At 45.9% G+C, this 20,008-nt stretch carries 16 protein-coding genes; 11 read left to right on the top strand and 5 right to left on the bottom strand.

The genetic code is table 11. The features are described 5' to 3' along the window. Positions 1-2 precede the first annotated feature (2 nt). Genes sctY through sctB form a run of 8 tightly spaced genes read left to right on the top strand, consistent with a single transcriptional unit; the run spans position 3 to position 8,100 of the window. Positions 3-344, top strand: a complete 342-nt coding sequence (gene sctY, locus IX91_RS08985; RefSeq protein WP_004745556.1) for a type III secretion apparatus assembly chaperone SctY — start codon at positions 3-5, stop codon at positions 342-344. Beyond that, complete coding sequence (gene sctV, locus IX91_RS08980) at positions 328-2,454, top strand: type III secretion system export apparatus subunit SctV (RefSeq protein ID WP_086017193.1); 2,127 nt, start codon at positions 328-330, stop codon at positions 2,452-2,454. Before sctY ends, sctV begins: the two co-directional genes overlap by 17 nt. Next, positions 2,454-2,864, top strand: coding sequence for an LcrR family type III secretion system chaperone (locus IX91_RS08975; RefSeq protein WP_004745554.1), 411 nt, complete (start codon positions 2,454-2,456; stop codon positions 2,862-2,864). Before sctV ends, IX91_RS08975 begins: the two co-directional genes overlap by 1 nt. A gap of 60 nt (positions 2,865-2,924) precedes the next feature. Next, on the top strand, positions 2,925-3,215 hold the full coding sequence (locus tag IX91_RS08970) for an LcrG family type III secretion system chaperone (protein WP_004745553.1): 291 nt from the start codon (positions 2,925-2,927) through the stop codon (positions 3,213-3,215). An 11-nt stretch (positions 3,216-3,226) separates the two neighbouring features. Further along, positions 3,227-5,125, top strand: coding sequence for a virulence-associated V antigen (locus IX91_RS08965; RefSeq protein ID WP_004745552.1), 1,899 nt, complete (start codon positions 3,227-3,229; stop codon positions 5,123-5,125). A gap of 11 nt (positions 5,126-5,136) precedes the next feature. Beyond that, positions 5,137-5,628 carry a SycD/LcrH family type III secretion system chaperone gene (locus tag IX91_RS08960; protein ID WP_004745551.1) on the top strand — a complete coding sequence of 164 codons (492 nt, stop codon included), beginning with the start codon at positions 5,137-5,139 and terminating at the stop codon, positions 5,626-5,628. A 3-nt stretch (positions 5,629-5,631) separates the two neighbouring features. After that, a complete protein-coding gene (gene sctE, locus IX91_RS08955; RefSeq protein WP_004745550.1) occupies positions 5,632-6,747 on the top strand; it encodes a type III secretion system translocon subunit SctE in 1,116 nt (371 codons plus the stop codon). A 12-nt stretch (positions 6,748-6,759) separates the two neighbouring features. Further along, positions 6,760-8,100: a type III secretion system translocon subunit SctB gene (gene sctB, locus IX91_RS08950; protein WP_004745549.1), complete on the top strand. Its 1,341-nt coding sequence runs from the start codon at positions 6,760-6,762 to the stop codon at positions 8,098-8,100. 139 nt (positions 8,101-8,239) lie between these two features. Here sctB and IX91_RS08945 read toward each other — a convergent pair whose 3' ends face one another. After that, positions 8,240-8,671 carry a CesT family type III secretion system chaperone gene (locus IX91_RS08945; RefSeq protein ID WP_004745548.1) on the bottom strand — a complete coding sequence of 144 codons (432 nt, stop codon included), beginning with the start codon at positions 8,669-8,671 and terminating at the stop codon, positions 8,240-8,242. A 218-nt stretch (positions 8,672-8,889) separates the two neighbouring features. On the opposite strand from IX91_RS08945, the gene IX91_RS08940 reads away from it, so the two are divergent. After that, the gene (locus tag IX91_RS08940; protein WP_004745547.1) at positions 8,890-10,431 is read left to right on the top strand and encodes a hypothetical protein; all 1,542 of its coding nucleotides are present in this window, start codon (positions 8,890-8,892) and stop codon (positions 10,429-10,431) included. 86 nt (positions 10,432-10,517) lie between these two features. Here the strand turns inward: IX91_RS08940 and IX91_RS08935 are convergent, their stop codons facing one another. The 3 genes from IX91_RS08935 to IX91_RS08925 are packed head-to-tail and all read right to left on the bottom strand — an operon-like array spanning position 10,518 to position 15,946. Further along, positions 10,518-13,325, bottom strand: coding sequence for an Hsp70 family protein (locus tag IX91_RS08935; RefSeq protein ID WP_004745546.1), 2,808 nt, complete (start codon positions 13,323-13,325; stop codon positions 10,518-10,520). Between the two features lie 57 nt (positions 13,326-13,382). Next, entirely contained in the window at positions 13,383-15,314 is a 1,932-nt protein-coding gene (locus IX91_RS08930; RefSeq protein WP_004745545.1) for an Hsp70 family protein, read from the bottom strand. Continuing rightward, the gene (locus tag IX91_RS08925; RefSeq protein ID WP_004745544.1) at positions 15,314-15,946 is read right to left on the bottom strand and encodes a DUF2760 domain-containing protein; all 633 of its coding nucleotides are present in this window, start codon (positions 15,944-15,946) and stop codon (positions 15,314-15,316) included. The genes IX91_RS08930 and IX91_RS08925 overlap by 1 nt, the downstream gene beginning before the upstream one ends. Before the next feature lie 321 nt (positions 15,947-16,267). On the opposite strand from IX91_RS08925, the gene IX91_RS08920 reads away from it, so the two are divergent. Together IX91_RS08920 and IX91_RS08915 are read left to right on the top strand one after the other, a co-directional pair. Then, positions 16,268-17,797 (top strand): sensor domain-containing diguanylate cyclase, encoded by a 1,530-nt coding sequence (locus IX91_RS08920; protein WP_004745543.1) that lies wholly within the window; start codon positions 16,268-16,270, stop codon positions 17,795-17,797. Positions 17,798-17,885: 88 nt separating this feature from the next. Further along, entirely contained in the window at positions 17,886-18,416 is a 531-nt protein-coding gene (locus tag IX91_RS08915) for a 3'-5' exonuclease (protein ID WP_004745542.1), read from the top strand. A 50-nt stretch (positions 18,417-18,466) separates the two neighbouring features. On the opposite strand, the gene IX91_RS08910 is transcribed toward IX91_RS08915, so the two are convergent. After that, a complete protein-coding gene (locus IX91_RS08910) occupies positions 18,467-19,915 on the bottom strand; it encodes an AGE family epimerase/isomerase (protein ID WP_004745541.1) in 1,449 nt (482 codons plus the stop codon). Positions 19,916-20,008 lie beyond the last annotated feature (93 nt).

Below are 20,008 nucleotides of genomic sequence, written 5' to 3'. Positions count from 1 at the left end.
CAATGATAAGTAAAAAAGAATCAGAGCTATTGCTTGTGCATGCCGCGCTTCAAATTCAGTACCAACAACCAGAGAACGCGATCTCTTTGCTCGATGCACTACTGGAGCTTAACGCTGACAATTGGGAAGCAAAACGTCTGCTCGCTGTTGCTTGTCTCCAGACAGGGCGATACACCCGTTCAACCATGTTGTGCGAAGAATTACTACAGGTCGATTCAAAAGACCATGAGCCGGGACTTTGGTTTTGCCTCAGTCAGGCCAGATGGAAACTGAATAATCAAGATGGGGCACGTCAGGCTCACAGACGTTACCTACTATCACTAAATAGTGAATCCAATGAATAAGTTGATTGATATACTAAATAAGGTCGGTCAGCGTAAAGATATTATGCTAGCAGTTATGTTGCTAGCGATAGTCTTTATGATGATTTTGCCGCTCCCGACAGGGCTTGTAGATGTCTTGATCGGTGCGAACATGAGTATTGCGGTGGTGCTACTTATGTTGGCGATTTACATTACCACGCCGCTAGAGTTTTCCGCTTTTCCTGCTGTTCTCCTAATCACGACGTTGTTCCGTTTATCACTGTCTATCACAACGACACGCCTTATTCTTCTACAAGGTGATGCAGGCCAAATTGTCTATACCTTTGGTAACTTCGTGGTGGGTGGCAACTTAGTTGTCGGTATTGTCGTGTTCCTAATCATCACCGTAGTTCAGTTTATGGTAATAACCAAAGGTTCTGAACGTGTTGCTGAGGTTAGTGCGAGATTCTCGCTTGATGCTATGCCTGGTAAGCAGATGAGTATCGATGGTGATATGCGCGCTGGGGTGATTGATGTCAATGAAGCTAGGCACCGCCGCTCTCTGATTGAGAAAGAGAGCCAGATGTATGGATCGATGGACGGCGCAATGAAGTTCGTAAAAGGAGATTCAATTGCGGGTTTGATCATCATCGTAGTCAACATCCTTGGTGGTGTAATGATCGGGGTCACTCAGAAAGGTATGAGTGCTTCAGAAGCGTTGGAATTATTTGCGATTCTAACGGTTGGAGATGGCTTAGTTTCACAGATCCCTGCGCTATTTATCGCTATTACTGCTGGTATCATTGTTACGCGCGTGTCTCATGAAGAGTCATCAGACTTAGGCTCAGATATTGGTGGGCAGGTAACGGCTCAACCAAGGGCCTTGCTTATTGGTGGTGTTCTTCTGATTCTGTTTTCTTTGATACCTGGTTTTCCAAAGATAACTTTCCTTGTTCTAGCCGCAGTGGTTGGGGGAGGGGGAATGTTTCTCTTTTACCAACAGAAAAAGCAAAATGAGACTGACACCTCTGACCTATCTACCTTTGTCGCTCAAGGAGCGGGTTCACCTGCAGCGATGCCAAATAAACCATCTCAGTCTCGAGTGAGTAAAGGTAAGTTAACCGAACAAGAAGAGTTCGCGATGACTGTGCCGTTGCTTATTGACCTCGATTCAAGCTTGCAGGTACACCTAGAGGCGGTGGCACTTAACGATGAGCTTGCGCGGGTTAGGCGCGCTCTATACCTCGACCTGGGCGTTCCTTTCCCTGGTATCCACCTGCGCTTCAATGACGGAATGAGCAACGGAGAATATTTAATTCAGCTACAAGAAGTACCAGTTGCAAGAGGTCGAATAGAACAAGACAAATTACTCGTGACAGAGGGAGCAGAGCAGCTCGAGTTGCTCGGGATACCTTATGAAGAAGACGAAGATTTCCTACCAGGGATCAAGAGTAGGTGGGTGGCAAACAGCCATCGGGAAAAGCTAGAGATAAGCCATGTCGGTTTCTTAACTCCGGATCGAATCCTGACGTTCCATTTATCACACGTGTTGAAAGACTATGCACAAGACTTTATTGGGATTCAGGAAACTCGTTACCTACTTGAGCAAATGGAAGGCAGTTATGGCGAGTTGGTGAAAGAAGCACAGCGAATCGTACCTTTGCAAAAAATGACGGAGATCCTCCAACGTCTGGTTTCGGAGGACATATCTATCCGAAACCTAAGGGTTATTCTCGAAGCGATGGTTGAGTGGGGACAAAAAGAAAAAGATGTTGTTCAGCTCACTGAATATATTCGTTCAAGTTTGAAGCGATACATTTGCTACAAATACGCCAGTGGGCAAAACATGCTCCCTGCTTATCTGCTAGATCAAAGCCTTGAAGATACGATTCGCAATGGTATTAGACAAACATCAGCAGGCAGCTATTTGGCGTTGGATCCTTCGGTTACTCAGCAATTTGTCAGCGATGTAAAGCAGACGGTGGGGGATCTTAGCAGAATGCCTAATAAGCCAGTGCTCGTCGTCTCGATGGATGTACGTCGATACGTCAGGAAGCTGATTGAATCAGACTATTACGAGTTGCCAGTGCTTTCCTTCCAAGAGTTGACACAGCAAATCAACATTCAACCACTTGGTCGGGTTGGAATGTAATGGACAAACTAATTCGCTCTTTGCAAGACGCAGGGATAGAGACGGCGCCTTACTACTGGCAAAAAAGCGCCATCAAGCTCGGTGACCGTATTGAATTTGATGGAATGGAGCTTGTATTTCGGGTTGAAGAGGGAGAGATCGTTATTGTTTTGCTTAGAAGAACCAGCATCAACCAAGGACTTCGAAACCCATTCTCCTGCCTGTTCATGCTTGCTGAACATGCGGTTAGGCTCTACCCACCAGACTGGGTGATTCGAGGCAATGTCGATGTGTTGCGTGGTAGTAACATGAGTAACCAACGGCTTGCGCAATTTTATCTAACGGCTTGTGGCGCCAGCCATGATGCAGAAGCTGACTGGTATTTACTGCGTTTAGCTGACTATAGGTCGTTGAAAAATAGAAAAAAGTAAAAAGTCTCGGCTGTTACTGACAGCGCGCGACGTTTTACTGCCTTTATGATGGAAAACAAGATGAAACAACCCTTTACCGACACGATAGACCAAGCCGAACTAGCGATCCAAAGTGCCGGAGATCGTAGTGATGTATTTAATGAACTGTTGGAAGGGCTTGGGGTCGGGCCTGTAGCCGGTGAAATCCTGCTGGGAGGGATCAGTGCCTCTCCACAAACTATGAAACATGCAGAGCAGGAACTGGTAGAAGAGGTGATGCGCAGGCGTCAGCAGTTGAATGCTGTACAGGCACCGGGTGAAAAAGGCAAAAGAAGAAAACGTCCGACCATGATGCGCGGAATGGTGATTTAAGGTTTTTTGATATGACAGATATGCGAACAACGACAGACTTAAACGCGGTTGCAACGAGTGGCACTGGTGATGTAGACAACCCTCAGGTTCCTCTTTCCTTTCAGGCTGAACTGGAAGCAAAGCTTAAAAAGAATCTCTCCGAAGACCAGTATACTCTAATCGCCCCACTTCTTACTCAACTGCAAGGGCTGCCTCCTATCAATGGCTTAGCGGCTGCAGAAGAGATTGCACAACAGTACGCGATAGCTATTGAGACACTGATTGAGAAGCAGGCGGCTTTTTCTGATATGCCGCTTCAGGGTGCTCTGACTCAGTGGATTGATAACCTTAAAGCTAAAGTTCCCACTGAAGGTGATGCGAAGGGCACGGTTGCGCAGAGTGAGTTGAATACACAACTGAATATTACTCTAGCAACTCAGTTTGAAAGCTGGTTTACCAACCTGCTAAACCAGAGCGTTGGGCCGGGTATGCCGACGGAGTTTATCCGCAATATTCAGCTGACGGTTTCAGGTTCTTTGTCCTTAGCTGAGCAGATGCAGGATTTGGACGCTGTTGGCCTGAAAAGCAAAACAGAAGAGCTCAGTACTTTTTTTGCTGGTATCAAAGCTCGGTTACCGCTTTCAGAAAATCCTGTTGAGGGCACTCAGTACCTGCGAGCTATGTTTGAGCGACTGGGAAAAGAATCTTTCCCGCTATCACAGTTGCTGTCAGAGAATCTTTTACTGACGAAAGAGCAGTTTACAAACAAAGTAACCGAGCTTCTACAAAGTTCGCTGCTAATCAGTAAAGAGGATGCAGAGGCGATAGCCGGCCGGTTTGTAAGAGCTGGTATTGGCAGTATGTCAATGACTGAGCTGGAGAAACTCTTTAGCAATCTTGACGGGCAGGTTGAAGGGATATACACCTATGCCCGCGTTAAGGGGCAGCTATCAGGAGAAGTGACACTTACCAAAGGTGTTGCGGATATGGTTAAGCTGCTGAAAGATGACCCAAAAATAGAGATCTCTATTTCCACTTTCTTTGCCGGTATTGCAAAGCCGTTAACGGATTTGCAGATTGATACTCTTGTTAGTGGACTGAAGGATAAGAAGCAGAGTCAGGTTTCGGAACAGGAGCTCGAAAGGATTAAGGAAAGCGCTGGAAACGATATAGAGGTCCTGTTTCAAAAATACGAGAGTGGGCAGGAAATGTCCGGTGACAAAACGCTTTTGCAACGCTACACGACGCTGACTGAAAATCTCGAAAAGTTAAAAGCTAGGCTTGGCAACGTTAGCCAGAAAGAGCTTGACGACAATAAAATCTTGGCTGAACACGCTTTGACCGCCCGGGATCTGTTGTCGATTACCGATGCTAGTCTCGCCAACCGTTTTGACGAGCAGGTGCTGTTAGCACTGAATGAGCGACGGGTAAACCGCCTTGAAAAGCGTAATGAGGTAAAAGACGACCTACAGGATCTCACCGCTCGCCTGAAGGTTTTTGGAGAGGTTCAATCGAAAATTCATACTCAGCAGAGTAATAACAGTGGATACAACCCTGCTAGCTACAAATTTTCTCATAGTGACTTTGGTTATGGTTCAGAAGAGGCATTTAAAAAGTCACCTGAATACGCATATCTGCACAGCATAGCTCCTGATAAACAGGTGAGCGAGATAAGTCATATGGACTTTCTTAAAAAAGAGGGTGTAGATGCTCAGAACAAGACCTACCAGAATAAAAAAGATGAACCCACTTATTTAACTGACTTCTCAAGCTCAATCAGCGATAAGTCCAAACTGCTGAATGACGAAGTTCAGATCAAAACAACCACACTGAATGATCTCAGCTCTCAATATAACTCAACTGTTGAGGCGATGAATAAATTCGTTCAGAAATTTCACAGTATTTTAGAACAAATCCTACGAGCTATTTAAGGATAAGCACAATGACTACAGAACACGCGACTACCGATGCATCTCAATTTGATGCTAATGACTTGTTTTCTTTTTTGGAAGAGGGCGGCACGATTAAGATGCTCCATGATGTATCTCCTGACACTATTGAGCACATCTATGCCGTGGGCTACAACTTCTTTCAATCCGGTAAGACTGACCAGGCAGCGAAGGTTTTCCAATTACTCTGCATGTTAGATCACTATCAGGCGCGTTTTTTTGTAGGTCTTGGAGCGGCTCGTCAGGAAATGGGTGAATATCTGGAGGCGATTGACGCCTACAGCTATGCGGCACTGGTGGATATTAACGATCCGCGTCCGCCTTTCCATTCGGCCGAGTGTCACTTAAAGCTTGAACAACTGACCGAAGCGGAAAGTGGATTTTACAGTGCAAAGGAGATGTCTGCCGGGAAATCAGACTATGCAGATTTGCATAAACGTGCAGACATCATGTTGGAAGCGGTGAGAAATAAAAGGAGTAACTAGAATATGAATTCTATGCTAATTGACCGCTCCCAGGGCACGGGTTATACCCAGGGCCCTGATGAAACGAAGCTGGAAAAAAACCAGCAGAAGACCACCGGACAGACTAATGTTGCGGCGGGAAATGTTCAGAAAAATGGTGCAGAACTGCCAAGCTCTGACAAGGTTCTGCCTCAGCTGAATGTGCCACAGGTACAGGTGACAGAAAAAAGTACCCCACTAACTCTGGCTGAGATCGCAACACTTCAGCAAGCTGTTAGCGCTTTATCTGGAACCATGCGAGCAACAGATCAGGAAACGACAGCAATTGCTGTAAAGATCATTTCAGGCTCTGCTGATGATTTTGAAGTTGAGCTAGCAGCGTTGACTGACAAACTGAAAAGTGCCCAGAACAAACTCAAAATTGAGGAAGTGAAAGTCGCTAAAGCTAAGCATGAGCAGGAAATGGCTGAAAACCTTGAGAAGATCAAAGAGTCTCAGGAAGCTGCGCAAGAAGCTAAGAAGTCTGGTCTTGCGTCTAAAATCTTCGGTTGGATCAGTGCAGTTGCCTCGATTATTGTCGGTGCCATTATGATCGCGACAGGTGTTGGTGCAGCTGCGGGCGCCCTGATGATTGCCGGAGGTCTGATGGGGGTCATCAGTCAGGTGACGCAGATGCCAGAAGTTCAAAAAGCGATGGAAGCTGCAGGTGTCGATGTAAAGGCCTTTGGCTATGCCATGATGGCTATACAGGGAGCACTAGCTATCGCAAGTGCTGGTGTTGCGATAGGCAATATCGTTAATGCATTGAAGGGCGCGGTGGATGTAGCGGCTAAAACACTGTCCACAGCTGTCAAGGTAACTCGTACCGTTGCAGAAACCGTCGATACTGCGGCAAATCTTGGCTCAAGTGCTGCAGACATTGCCAACGGAGTGAATCAATCGAAAGTTGCTAACATTCAGGCTGATCTCGCTGACATTCGGGCTGAAATGACTCTCGATCAGTCGGTAATAGACAAACTCAAAGAAGAAATTGAGAACATCCTGCAGGGCTTCCAAGAGCTGATGGAGATTATTATGCAGATGATCCAGGCTAAAGGCGAAACTATGCAGACAGTATTGAACCGTCCGGCTACGGTCTAAGGGGGAATTGCAATGGCAAATGAAGTGAATAATATAACTGCAGGTTATACAAAGATATTTGATCTGGTTGACAACTTTAAGACTGAAGCTGGTGAAACGCGGGCTATCACGAAGCAGGAAGCGGCAGAACTGAAAACAACGGTTCAGAGCTGGGCAAACGATCTTAAAAACTATCAGCTTTCGGTTCCGTCAGGTCAGGTAAATGGCCAGATGGCGATGGCTGCAGAAAAGTTAGTTGGTGAATTATCTACTGCATTGAGTAATATCAACTCGGTTGGTTCTCTGGCTACTGGTACGCTTTCAGGCTCGTTGCTGATAAGTTCGCTCGAAAAAATCAAGCCAGTTGCAGACTTTGTTCTTGGCCGTATTGATACGGTACTAGCGGGTAATCCTGTCTCTGAAAAGCTAATGGCTCAGATGGCTCCTTTGATGGATGATCTCGTGACTGCGATCGTTCAGAGTGCTGCAGGGGAAGCAAATAAATCAAACAACCTAGATGATATGCTTCCACGCTTAACTCAGGCTGTTGAGTCTGTTAAAACAATGCTTAATGGTACTGAAGAAGGCAGGAAGCTAACGCAAGAGCTAAATAGTCTGATCGGAAAAATGACCAACAATGCTGGACAGGTAGCCGACGCAGAAGATAGTTCCAACTCTATCGCTGATGGTCTGGCTCTGATTGTTCTGCTGTACACTCTTTCCAAACTTAGCCGTCAACAGCAGGTACAACAGCGTGAAATTGCTGTTGATGCGACAGTGACTAGCCAGAAAAACCAGGCTGATGAGCAGAGAAGTGCCGCTTGGGCAATGATCGGTATGGCTATCGTTGCGGGCGTAATGGCGGGGTTAACTGTAGCCGCGGGCGCGTTTGGCGCTTTTCAGTCTGGCAAGAAAATTGGCAAAGAGATGTCAGCAAACGCGCAGGTAAATACCCAGCAGAAAGGTATGAACCAGGTAGATGAACTATTGAAGAAAACTGACCTTCCTGAGCATGAGCGCGTTCAGTTGACGAAACTCAAGGAGGAAGGTACTAAGAACCTGACAGAAGGCAATCAATACTTGCAGACTAACAACCACAAGTTTGATCGTATGACGGGTATCAACCAGGCGCTGACGGCTTTTGTTCAGACTCTGGGTCAGTTTGGTAACGCGATTGCCAATTATTCACAGGCCGAATCTCAGGCACGAAGTAAGGAAGACGAAGTTCAGGCCACCCAGGCTCAAGCAGAAAAACAGAAAGCAGACGAAAATGTCAGCTTCCAAGAAGGTCTGCTTAAAGAGCTTCGTGACTTGTTCCGCTCTATTGCTGATAGTGAAAACCAGGCATGGCGGGCTTCGGCTCCAACGGTTTAACTTAAAATCGTTCTAACCTCAAGGCGCTACATTGTGGCGCCTTTTTTTGTAAATTTTCTTATTGGTTACGTACACAAAAAAAGCAAAGCCAGAGTGACTTTGCTTAGATTCGCGATGGTTCTTTGTTAGTGAACGATGATTACACTCGAAATGCAGCTTGGCTAAAATTAGACTTCTCTTTGGCTTCTGGTTCAGCCAACTCTTGTAAGTCACTTTGCACTTGATCGTAATATTGGCTAAGAAGCTCAAGTTGCTGATAGAGGCTATGACGGTCAGCCTGTACCAGAGATTGCTGGTTCCAGAGGATCACGTTATTGCTGTTGCTATCAAAGCCAACAACGGGCTTTTTCTCTTCTTGGCTGAACATACCTATCTCAAGCAGAGGTTTCGCATTGTCAGAGGTTAACTCACCAAGATTGCTGAACATAAGTAACCGTCCGGCAGGGTGCTCTGTAATGTGGCATTCCTGCTCTCCTACCTTGAAGCTGACAACGGTATCAATGTTACCTGAAAGTGTTAGGTTTAACTCCTGACATAGTATTTCAATTGCCTGAGTGTATTGTTGACTCATTCGTTACTCTTATGTTGGTCTGAAAATCTGACGGCAGTACAACAAAAAGCGTCTGGCTCAACTATCAGTATCGGCAGGAAGTTTTTATATTGTTTGGTGTGAGTGAATGAGATAGCTGACTGGTATTTGTCAGTTATATATTTCCGACCGATCCTGATATTTTCTCCTGCAGCAAGCTCCTAAACTGCTTAGCGTGTTAAACAATAAAGAAAAGCAGTATGACTCATTTAAATGCAACTCACTCAAGCGCAACACAGGTTGCCAATGTTTCAAATCATCAGACAGAGATGTCAGCTCAGACTGGCGCACTTGGTGATAAACCCGTCACTTCAATCGCAACACCAAAAGAAGTTCAGCAGTTAGCAGAAAGAACGGAGAGTAGTCCGAGAACGTCGCTAAAAGACAAGGTTATTAGCTGGTTGAGCGGTGCGGTAAACGCCATTAAGGGGTTGTTTGTATCAAAAGATAAGCCTATATCAAGCATGACCCCGACAGGTCAAACACAGCAACTATCTCGTGAAGAAATGGGTAAGGTAGCTCTAAAAGAGTCTCTAAATGGCCTAACTCAGTTAGATACTTTATCGAGCCTTGATGGAGAGTCACTGAAACAGCAGCATAGAGAGCTTGCGACAAACAATGGCGCTCTACGTTCAACAGTCACAGCACTTCAGACCATCAAACTGTTCGGAACCGAAACTCAGAAAACGGCAGCAAGCAACATATTAAGCGATATGGTGGGTGGTCAGCCTTTCCAGCAGTGGGCGACAACAGGTAGTGGTGAGGCTAAAGATGCTTCAACGTTTTTGAACGATGCCTTATCCGAGGAACTACAAGCCGCTAGCGACAAGATCAATCAACTTTCCGTACAAATCAGCAAGCTTAAAGATGAATTAATTGATTACTTACAGCCTCAACAGACTGCTTCGGCAAGTGAAGAGAAGCCCGCGAACTCAATTGAATCTCGCTATGAAGCGGATAACGATCTTGGGATTGGAGGCGGTCGCTCTGCTAAAGATAACAGTGTTAAAACTGCACTGGATGCAGTTAGCTTTCTTGCTACCAGAATAGCACCAAGTACAACCCCTACACTGTCTAGCGAATCGATTAATGCACTGCAAGATGCAATCGCCGACGGGACTGTTTCCTTTAGTATGATACAGAATGACGCTCTTAATAAGGGAGACTTAGTTATGATCCGGGAGCTTGCACTGTCAACAGTTTCAAACCAAGATGCATCATATACTGGCGAACTAGGCTCGATTGTAGACTCGTTAAGTCATAGTCGGCCAAATGCAGGAACAGTAATGCAAGGTATTCAGGGCTTCATTGATATGTCAGCCTCTCAGTGGCACGCAAAAACAGCGGATAAGCCGGAAGACGCTATTGACGCAAACGCTCATGCTAAGTTTGACAGAGAGTTAATGAAATCAAGCTTTGATGGTATGTCGCAAAGCGATCTTAAGCAGGCCTTAGCTCAGTTGGAAGGCGATTTTGGCCAGAATCTTAGGGGTATTATGGGCTTAGTTGCTGAAAAAGTGCCGGTTTCTGATGATGCGCAGGAAAATCCGGTGCTTATATCTAGTGCGATGCGCTACGGTAATGTCATCGAAGGACTGATTACTGCTCTAAAGGAAAAGTTAGGTGAGCCAACCGATACTCGCTTTGCTGATGCACCAATGATTCGGGATATTTCTGAGCTGACTGCTTTTGAGAAAGCTGCGCTGTTAAGGGTGGGGATTACGGAAGAGATGATGGCTTAACCCACGTCTACATGCTTTGTTAACACTAAAAAATGCCCTTCGATGAGAAGGGCTTTTTTGTCTTAGGATTATAATGCTTTCCAGCATTAATGATTTACAAGAGTCAACCCACTAGGCAGAGCATCACCAAACACGCGCTTAGATTCGCTTTCTGATAGTTCTTTGACCTCATCTACCAGGCTAATCCAAGATTCCGGCACCTTGCTTTGTTTTAGCTTAGCAAGAACTTGGCTTCTAAAGTCATCAGAAATATCAAACAGGCGATCGCCTGTTTTTCGACAGATCATGACCGCGGCAAAAGCAATCATGGGTTCTTTTTGCCAGTTTTGTTCAAGCAACTTAGGTAGCCATTGCTCTGCTTGTTCACGAGGAATCACGCTGTGCTGACTGCCATACAGAGGAGTACGTGAGGCAAGTCTGCCTAATGCCCACCAATGCGCTTGTTCGAACTGGTTATGGTTGATGGCTTTACTTAAGCACCAAGAAGCGAGCAGCACTTTATCTTCAACTTCAAGATGCTCTAGTGAAGCGGCAAGTCTAACCATAGACTCATAACCCATATCTTGTGCCGCTTTGGCTGACTGAGGGTTTTTCATAGCCCCAGGGTGCAGATATTTAGCAATATCGGCGAGGATAGTCTCTTGCTGTTCTTGGCTGAGACCTCCGGCAATTCTACGCCAGAAAACCCACCAGTCAGTCCAACCTTGATGGTTTTTAAACTGAATTCCCTGTTGATAGAGCCCCCAAACCTGCTCTATACGCCATGAATCAGTAGCTTCGCCAAAACCAGGGCGCAGTGAGAATCCAGCTAAGCGCAGCCAGTTTTTTTCGTGTGGCTCAGAGCGGCGGCGGCGCTTGCGTCCGAGTGCAAAAGCATCGAACAGCTGACGCAAAGTCGTGAAGTCCCACTCATCACGCTTGCCAAGTTTTCGCTCTAGCTCTTTAGCTAGGGTTTTGATTTCTTTAGAATCCGCGCTTTTCTTGTTGCCACTATAGATACGAGATATCAGCTCTTTACATTCGGGCAGGCGAGGGTGAAGACTCTCTTCAACTTGATCTTCTGCTTGTTGGTTACGAACTTCAAATTCTAGTTCCCAACGTTTTGTGTCATCTTCGACATGGACACATTCCATTTTCAGCGTGCCGACTTCGGTTAGCTGACAGGCGAGCTGAACTTCAACTTGCTCTTTCTGGTTGGCTTGCAGTTCGATTCCTTCACCTTGCAATGTCGAGATGTAAGGCGGTAGCGGCGCGAATAGGTCTGGGTCAATATCAACCATGACGCCATTTTGAATCGCGGTGTTGTTAGAAAGCGTGTCGTGTGTCGTCGTTAGAAGATTAAAACGAACAGGTTCGCCCAAAGTTAACGAGAATCGGCGACCGCTTAGCCTAATTTCGTGTCCTTCCTCGGTGCCTTTTGATAGCAGGCAGAGTGCTTTGCCCATTTTGTTCTTTTCTTGAAGATGTAAGAAGTAAGAACGTGCTGCGCCACCACCGATCTTAAGTTGTGCGCCTCGGCGAGCTTTACTAAAGGCAACAGCACCAAGTGCGACTGACCAATCTGGATGAGGGTTATCGAGCACCGTGACATCGTCACCGCGCCAGTTGCCAAGCAATTGAGTAACACGCTGTGTGACGAGGTCACTATTGAACACCCCACCGTTGAGCAGTATACCAACAGGGATAGCAGGCTTGTTGGAATCGTCTTGATTGAGCGCCGCCATTGAAACTTGCTGATGTTGGCTCAAAAACTCGGCTACGTGTTTACTGACCGCAGGATCGGCCACGTAAGGCAGGCCAAACTCAACGACAGCACTGCGTCTTTTATCTGGTGTGTCTGTAAAATCAGACAGTGGGAAGAATCCATCCAACGCAATTTGATGAACTTCTTGCTTTGAAAGGCCGATACTCTTCGTGCCGCCTAGCAATTTAGAACCGCTACCGAGCATAGTGATCTTCACTTCTTCAGGTGCATCGGCCGAAAGTAAGTTTTCTTTTGCTTTACGTGTTTGCTGAATCAGCTTAGTTAAGCTGGCTGCGTTGAGCTTTTTACTTTGATTGAAGCGTTGCTCTGCCAGATGCGCTAACGCAAGGTCGAGGTTATCACCACCTAGCATTAAGTGATCGCCCACACCAATGCGATCCAAAGAGAGTTCACTTTGATCGAATTTAGCTTCAATCAAACTTAAATCGGTTGTACCACCACCGACATCACAGACAAGAATTAACGGCAGGTCTTTTAGCTCTTCTGCTGCACTTTGCTGGTGGCGCGCATACCAGTCGTAACAAACCGCTTGAGGCTCTTCGAGAAGGACAATTTTGTTTAACCCTGCGAGCTGCGCGGCTTCAAGGGTAAGTTTGCGTGCCGTTTCGTCGAATGAAGCAGGGACTGTTACCACCACTTCTTGGTCTTCAAGCTTATTACTTGGATTGCGATAGTTCCAAGCCAGTCGAATGTGGTTTAGGTAGCTTGCGCTAGCGATAACAGGCGAGACTTTATCAACATCCGTTGCGCCAGCCCAAGGCAAAATATCGGAGCTTCGATCCACGGCTTGGTGTGAGAGCCAGCTTTTGGCACTAGAAACTTGGCGACCTTCCACTTTAGCACCGAGCTCTCGTGCCCATTCGCCAACAATCACTTGGCTAATGTCACCAGCGACGGGTTGATTGTCCCATGGCAGTATTAAGTCTGATGGAGATACTTGACCTGCAGCAGGGTGATAACGGAAAGAGGGCAGCAATGGCTTGCGGACGACTTCACCTGGGCCGATTAACTGGTCTATTTCAAATAGGGAAACGGCAGAGTTTTGTAGGTCGTCGGTGATTTCACAGAATGCGACAACCGTGTTGGTTGTACCTAAATCAATACCGACTAAGAATCGAGGAGATGCCATAGATAACCTTATTTGCGGACAACTTAAAACAACGGCACCCAGAGGTGCCGTTAATCGTTATGCTTGTTCTGAGCTCGAGTTTACGTCTTCGCGGACATCAAACTCAACATGCCATTTCTGCCCATTGTCAGCAGCGATAGCTTCAAGATACAAAGTACCGAGTTCAGTGACGCGTGATGCAAGAGTCACCGGAACGACTTCACCTTCACGGCGCCCTTCAGATACAGGCAGCGTGACTTGAATCTCAGGTAATTCGTCTAGCTCTTCAGGAGCCCAATGGTCTAGATGAGTACCAGCGATATCGTCACGACGAACGGTAGAACCAAAGAACTGGAAGTTAACCGGTTGACCAATGATAAGTCCAAACTCTTGGCTTGGAACATCAGCGCTAGAGCCTTCTTCCATGCCAAATGGAGCTACACACAGTGCCTCCATCGGTGGTGCCATACCTGGGATAGCGGGCATAGCACTCTCAATTCCTACGTAGTAGCTAGACGCAATACCGCCTCGAATTCGAACGCCTTGTCCGCGGCGAACACTGCCGTAGTATGAAGCTCCGCTTGCTACTGCAAGATCGAGATCAACGCCAGTTAAACGCTTCGCCATTTCGCTATCTGCGTCAATCAACCATTCGTTGAGCGTTTCTTCAAGACGATTAGCAAGCAGGGTTGACTTCAGTACGCCACCGTTAAATAAAATCGCCGTTGGCTTGATGAAATCAGAAGATTGAGCTGCGTCACCACCCGGCATGCCTGGCATGTTGGCAAATGGGTTGTACTCTTGCTGTGCTTCAGAACCAGAAAGCGCGTTGGCTTGTTTGGTTAAGAATGCCGCAATATGGCGAGTAATACCTGCGTCTTGTGCGTAAGGCAGACCCATTTGAGTCAGTGCGCCACGGTTGCGCTGAACAGGATGCTCGCAAACAGCAACTTTCGGGAAGAATCCATCAACAAGAGTTTGTTGAACTTCTTGCTGAGTAAGCTCTGTTTTAAGCGTTGCCCCTAGCAGCTTAGAACCACGACTCGGTACAACGATAGGCACCGATTGAAGCTCGCTATCGTTTAGTAGGGCTTCTTTAGCATCACGACATGCATGAGTCATTGCTTGAACTTGCCATGGCTGAAGCTCTTTACCTTCTTGAGCAAGCTTCATCTTAAGGCGATAAGCCAACGCAAGATCCATATTGTCGCCACCCAATAGGATATGTTCACCGACTGCAATACGATTAAGTGTTAGGTTACCTTCTTCCTCTGTCACCTCGACAAGAGAAAGGTCGGTAGTACCACCACCGATATCAACAACAAGAACAATATCGCCAACAGAGACTTCATCGCGCCATTTGTCGTTGCTGTTATCGATCCAGTTGTAGAGTGCAGCTTGTGGCTCTTCAAGTAGCGTTAAATGAACAAAGCCTACATTGCGCGCAGCTTCTGCAGTCAGATCGCGTGCTGCAGGATCAAATGATGCCGGAACAGTGATGGTTACATCTTGCTTGGCAAGCGGATTATTTGGATTTGAATGATCCCAAGCTTGTTTTAGGTGTTCTAAATAAAGCTCAGTGGCACGCAGTGGTGACACCTTCTCTACTTCTTCAGGACTGCCAGCCGGCAGAAACGCGTCGCGACGGTTGACGCCACCGTGACAAAGCCAAGATTTCGCACTGGCAATCAGACGAATCGGAGTTTTAGCACCTAAATTACGCGCGATAGCACCAACAAGAGCCGTTGGCTCAGATGACCAAGGCAAAACACGCGATGCCGGGTTCATTTCGTGTTCGTGCGGTTGGTATAAAAATGAACCGAGTTGGCTGCGGTTTTCTACTGTACCTGGTGCCGTTAATTGAGGAATAGCCATTACCTCAACGCGTGCATCTTCAACGCTAGTATCTACATAGGACAGCACGCAATGTGTGGTCCCTAAGTCGATACCGACGCTAAATTTAGGAGGGTTAGATTCTGTGTTTTGCGGTTGGTTATTCTGGTGTTCCATTACAGCTCAACCTCTGCTGGAGCAATAACAGACGCATCATAGTTCTCTGCAAGTTTTGGTAGATTCATCGATCTTGCTTTCCAACCTTTGTGAATCAGAGTACCGTTAAACGGTGCATTACCTGTAACGTTACCCGTTAGGCGAACTTGCTGTGGGTTGAAGCCTTCTTCAATAGTGATGCGCGTTTCTTCGTCTTCGTTACGAATATGCTCAAGCGTTACATGGTCACTTAGTACCTTTTGACCACCGGTGTGTATAACACGAGCAGCTGCCCCCACTTCTTCGTCAGAGAATGAGGTTAAGTCTTCTTGCAAGAAGTCGATTAGACGCGCTTCTTGCTGCATAATTGATAGCAGTTGCATTGCTGAATCGGTAGAGGCAGTTGCCAGTTTTGATTCAACTTCAACCACTTTTTCGATGACTTTTTCTACTTCGACCACTTTTTCTACTTCAACGATCTTTTCGACGGGCTTTTCTACTTCAACGATTTTCTCAACTGGTTTCTCTACCACTTTCTCAATGACTTTTGACTTGCGAGAAGTCGCAATAAGTAGCAGCAATACACTTGAAGCAGCAAGACCCGCGTGAAGCATATCGAACGTTTGAGGGATCATTTGTAAATCGAACGTCATGACAATTCTCTTAATTTTTAGTGTAAGGAGAGATGAAGTAAATCTCTGCTTTGGCTCAGGTGACAGTTTGAGCCTATTTGTTCTGATAAATTGGGGCGAATAGTACCATAATCAAGTCACCATTCTGCTACTAAAAGCGTTTTAATCCGGTGTTTTAAAGTTTAAGTGATGAGTTTTCATTCAATTACTCTCGCAAAAAGAGGCACACAGCACGGAACGTGAATAGGCTTGTATGTAATCGCCGATAGTTCTTTATGTAACTAAATGGATAGGGCTAGAATACTGCGCTTATTTTGATGCGCTGTTCCATAAAAATGCCTTATGCAATATTTGACTAAAAAGAAGTATTTATACCCGTTCTTTGCGTTCATTTTTTCCTTATTGGTCACCTTGTACGCGGTCTATTTTGTCTATCAATCACAGTTTAAATACACGGTTTCTTTGGTAGATAAACTTGCAGAGCAACAAGCGGATAACTTACAGCAAGTGGTGGAGAGTGATTTACAGTTCATAGGTGCTGGAGCCAATTTTTTCCATGCTACTCAACCGGAAGACTGGCACCGCTTTCCAGTATTTGCCGATCAAATCGTTTCCTCTTCTCAAACGCTTATCGCGCTGCAATGGATGCCGCGCATTGAACATCATCAAGTCGCTGCCCATGTTGAAAAGGTTAAGCGAACCTACCCGTTTTATGAGATTTACACAGTACCCAAAGACGGACCAAAGACGCTTGGTTACATCATGCGTAACGATGAACCCATCTACCCAGCATCCGATGTGTATCCCCGAAATCAGGCGAACTTCAATGCGCTCGGCTATTACTCGTCTCGGTTGCGTTTTCAGTTAGTGCTTGATGGTATTCGTGAAACCGGGCAGCCAAGCGTTTCTGACAAAATTCGTTTGCTGCAAGATGGCTTTGATAGAAGCTTAGCAAAAACAGGATTACTGGTTTATCACCCAGTGTTTAGTGCGGAAAATGCTAAAGAGCTCGTTGGAGTGGTAATCGGTGTTATTCGTTCAACCAAATATTTTGAATCGATAGTAGTACGCACGGCGACTGAACAAGACTTGCTGGTCAAAGTAACCGATAAGGGCTTTGATGCTGAAGATGATCCGATCCTATATGAAAGTAATAACTGGGATGTAACCAGCGGCATTGAGATTACCAAACGCGTCGTGTTACCAAATCGAGAATGGATTGTTGATTTCAAACTCGACAGAAAGGTCACTGATAATGATCGTTTTGTGTTGATTGGCATTTTTATGGCCGGGATTGTTATCGCTTGTCTATCGAGCTATATCGTCCTGCTATTAATTCGCGACAAAGAGCACCTTGAAGTGTTGCTTGATGAACGAACCGAAGAGCTCCAGTTCTTAGTTGATCACGATACGTTAACCGGGATATACAACCGCCGAGCGTTCAGTCGCTATTTGACCGCTAAAGTAAGCAAGCAAGAGTCTTTTGCTCTAGTGGGATTTGACGTGGATAAGTTTAAGCTCATCAATGATCACTACGGACACGTCGCTGGAGACGAAATGCTCTGCCATGTCGCTAGAATTGTTCAAGGTCATCTTGAGCCCGGTGATGTCTTTGTTCGTATGGGAGGCGATGAGTTTTGTATCATCTCTCATATCACCGATCGCTATAAGCTGTTTAACTACCTAGACAGAATTGGTCGCTCAGTCGCAACCTCAGAATATGAGTTCGATGGAAGAATGATCCAATGTTCACTCAGCATTGGCGCTGCGATTCGTCGCCTGGAAAACGAAGAAGATATTATGCAAGCTTCCGATGCTCAGCTTTATAAGAGTAAGCAGGCGGGTCGAAACTGCGTTTCAATTGCAGAATAACTCGCCAATCAGTGTACTGAAATTCGAGTTTTCACGTATTCTATTGTAGAATTTTGCGCTTTCAGATTATTTTGAACAAAGGCGAACCATGAACCATAACCGTGTTGTTTGTTTCGATCTAGAAATGTGCTGTTGGAATGAAGGCGGTGTCGGTACCACTGGCGAAATTATTGAAGTAGGGCTTGCAGAGATTGACCTTGTAAAAGGTGAGATCGTTAAGCGGGCACAGTACTACGTAAAACCAGAGACAGATGAAGTCTCGCTGTTTTGTTCTCAGTTGACAGGAATCACGCCACGTAAGATCGAAAAGCAGGGACGTCCACTAGAGGAAGTCCTGAAATCTATGGTGAAAAACTTTGGTGGCACAAACAAAATTTACGCGGCTTGGGGTCGCGATGATCTGGTACTAAAGCAAGAGTGTCTAGATAAAGGCATTGATGCCCCATTCAATGAATTTATTAACTTGGCGACCTTATTCCGAATCCAAAATCGTCTTAAAGACAAACGAATCGGGCATAAAGCAGCACAAGAGAGCAAAGGTATCGAGTGGGAAGGACGTCAGCACTCCGGTTATGTCGATGCCTATAACCTTGCCAAACTTGCCCTGACCATGCTTTAGCGCTCTATTTTCTTGTTCAAGGCCCGATGAATAAACATCGAGCCTTGTCATTAAGGTCGAATCTCTTCAAAACTCACTTGCTGTATTTTCTCGCCTGATAGGCTAGTCACTTTTTTAACTTCACCTCGATAATAATACGGTGCGAAGGCTAATGTGCTATTTTTAGGCCTTGCGTAATAGAGCTGCGCCGCTTGGCGACTAACCTGCTGGGCGAACAAATAGCCGACCAGAGCATGTTCAAATTGATGGTAGCCATTACCCCAATGAAAAGCTTTGGTACTCTTTGGGTCGAGCCCAACACCACCATATTTATGATCAACCCAAGCGTCATGGTATGTAGGTAAGGTAAACTCAAGGACGTCGTTCATTGAGTTATCAACCATAGAGACCGTCATTGCAGCTTGGTCAAGCTCTGCCCATTCCCATGATGAACAAGCATCGGTATACGGTCGGCTTCGCCATGCGATGATATCTTCTCTCTGCCAATGAGTTGTGAGTGGTTCGTCGAAAAGGTAAGCAACAGAGCTGAAATTACGTGTGTTTTTTGCTTGTTGTAAAGTCTGCTTCATACCATTGAAACCAAACTCTTTCCATTGGGTATTGCCAAGAGTTTGCCCTGTTAGATAAGTCATCCAATACGCTTTGATGGTGTGACCGAAGTCATTGTGCTTGGCGTCGGCCATCATGACGGCTTTATGATGAATAGCACCATAGAAGCGTTGCTCTTGATCAGAATGATAATGACTTACTAATACCTGAGTGAGCCAAGATAGATCTGCCAACCATTTTGACTTTGCGGGTTCAGGGAGTAGGGGAGCGACTAACAGTAAATAGCCGTTGATTTGGTCAAGTTGAGCGACTAACTCTCGTTGACGTGCACTCTCTCCGTCACCATCCTCTAGTACCCAAGCCAGACCTTGATCATCCGCTAGTCGATATTTATCAAAGATAAAGGCTTGCTGTTCAATCAGCGCACGCTCAACATTTTTGTCTTGAGTTAGGTAGTAATACATTGCAAGGCCGACCAAAGCATAGGCTTGGTCTTGGGATGTGCGTTGTTTCCAGTTTAATCCCGGGACACCTTGTTTGGTGAAGCTTATGAATCCACCATTTTCTTTATCTTGTAGATGGTTAATTAAGTAGTAAGCCCCTTGCTTAGCGAGCGTTAATGCTTTTGGGTCGCCACTCATGTGAAACAAAACCCCATAAGCATAAGTTTGCCGAGATTTCATCCGCGTGTAGTCACGATCGAAGTTTGGGCGAATCCAACCTCTGTCTAGTTCAGGGCAAACATTATTGACGTCAAGGAGAGTGCCGTCATCGCAGCGAAATGTTGGAAAGTTACCTACTGGCTCTCCTTGCGCGGTTGGCATCATCCAATATGGAGCTAAGCCAAGCGTGGCGTGATTGATCCAATCTTGTCCAGAAGGTAAATGGTTGTCAGCGTAAGAATTAAAGGCAAGCGCGGTAAGTAAAAGCGCTGATTTGTGTAGCTTCATGTTTAATCAGTATCATATTGAATTTGCTCCAATATAAACAAACATGATTACGCATTGTGCCAACACAATCACAGAGTTCCTTGTCGATTTAAA

Origin of the sequence: Vibrio tubiashii ATCC 19109 (assembly GCF_000772105.1) — a bacterium.
Classification (GTDB): domain Bacteria; phylum Pseudomonadota; class Gammaproteobacteria; order Enterobacterales; family Vibrionaceae; genus Vibrio; species Vibrio tubiashii.
The sequence above is the reverse complement of the archived record's forward strand: the minus strand, read 5'-3'. Positions and strand labels throughout refer to the sequence as shown.

Coding starts and splice junctions, on each gene's coding strand:
- IX91_RS08915 (WP_004745542.1), top strand. CDS start 17,886: ATGAACCATAACCGTGTTGTTTGTTTCGATCTAGAAATGTGCTGTTGG.
- IX91_RS08970 (WP_004745553.1), top strand. CDS start 2,925: ATGAAACAACCCTTTACCGACACGATAGACCAAGCCGAACTAGCGATC.
- IX91_RS08940 (WP_004745547.1), top strand. CDS start 8,890: ATGACTCATTTAAATGCAACTCACTCAAGCGCAACACAGGTTGCCAAT.
- sctE (WP_004745550.1), top strand. CDS start 5,632: ATGAATTCTATGCTAATTGACCGCTCCCAGGGCACGGGTTATACCCAG.
- IX91_RS08910 (WP_004745541.1), bottom strand. CDS start 19,915: ATGAAGCTACACAAATCAGCGCTTTTACTTACCGCGCTTGCCTTTAAT.
- sctY (WP_004745556.1), top strand. CDS start 3: ATGATAAGTAAAAAAGAATCAGAGCTATTGCTTGTGCATGCCGCGCTT.
- IX91_RS08930 (WP_004745545.1), bottom strand. CDS start 15,314: ATGGAACACCAGAATAACCAACCGCAAAACACAGAATCTAACCCTCCT.
- sctB (WP_004745549.1), top strand. CDS start 6,760: ATGGCAAATGAAGTGAATAATATAACTGCAGGTTATACAAAGATATTT.
- IX91_RS08925 (WP_004745544.1), bottom strand. CDS start 15,946: ATGACGTTCGATTTACAAATGATCCCTCAAACGTTCGATATGCTTCAC.
- IX91_RS08920 (WP_004745543.1), top strand. CDS start 16,268: ATGCAATATTTGACTAAAAAGAAGTATTTATACCCGTTCTTTGCGTTC.
- IX91_RS08975 (WP_004745554.1), top strand. CDS start 2,454: ATGGACAAACTAATTCGCTCTTTGCAAGACGCAGGGATAGAGACGGCG.
- IX91_RS08935 (WP_004745546.1), bottom strand. CDS start 13,325: ATGGCATCTCCTCGATTCTTAGTCGGTATTGATTTAGGTACAACCAAC.
- IX91_RS08965 (WP_004745552.1), top strand. CDS start 3,227: ATGACAGATATGCGAACAACGACAGACTTAAACGCGGTTGCAACGAGT.
- IX91_RS08960 (WP_004745551.1), top strand. CDS start 5,137: ATGACTACAGAACACGCGACTACCGATGCATCTCAATTTGATGCTAAT.
- IX91_RS08945 (WP_004745548.1), bottom strand. CDS start 8,671: ATGAGTCAACAATACACTCAGGCAATTGAAATACTATGTCAGGAGTTA.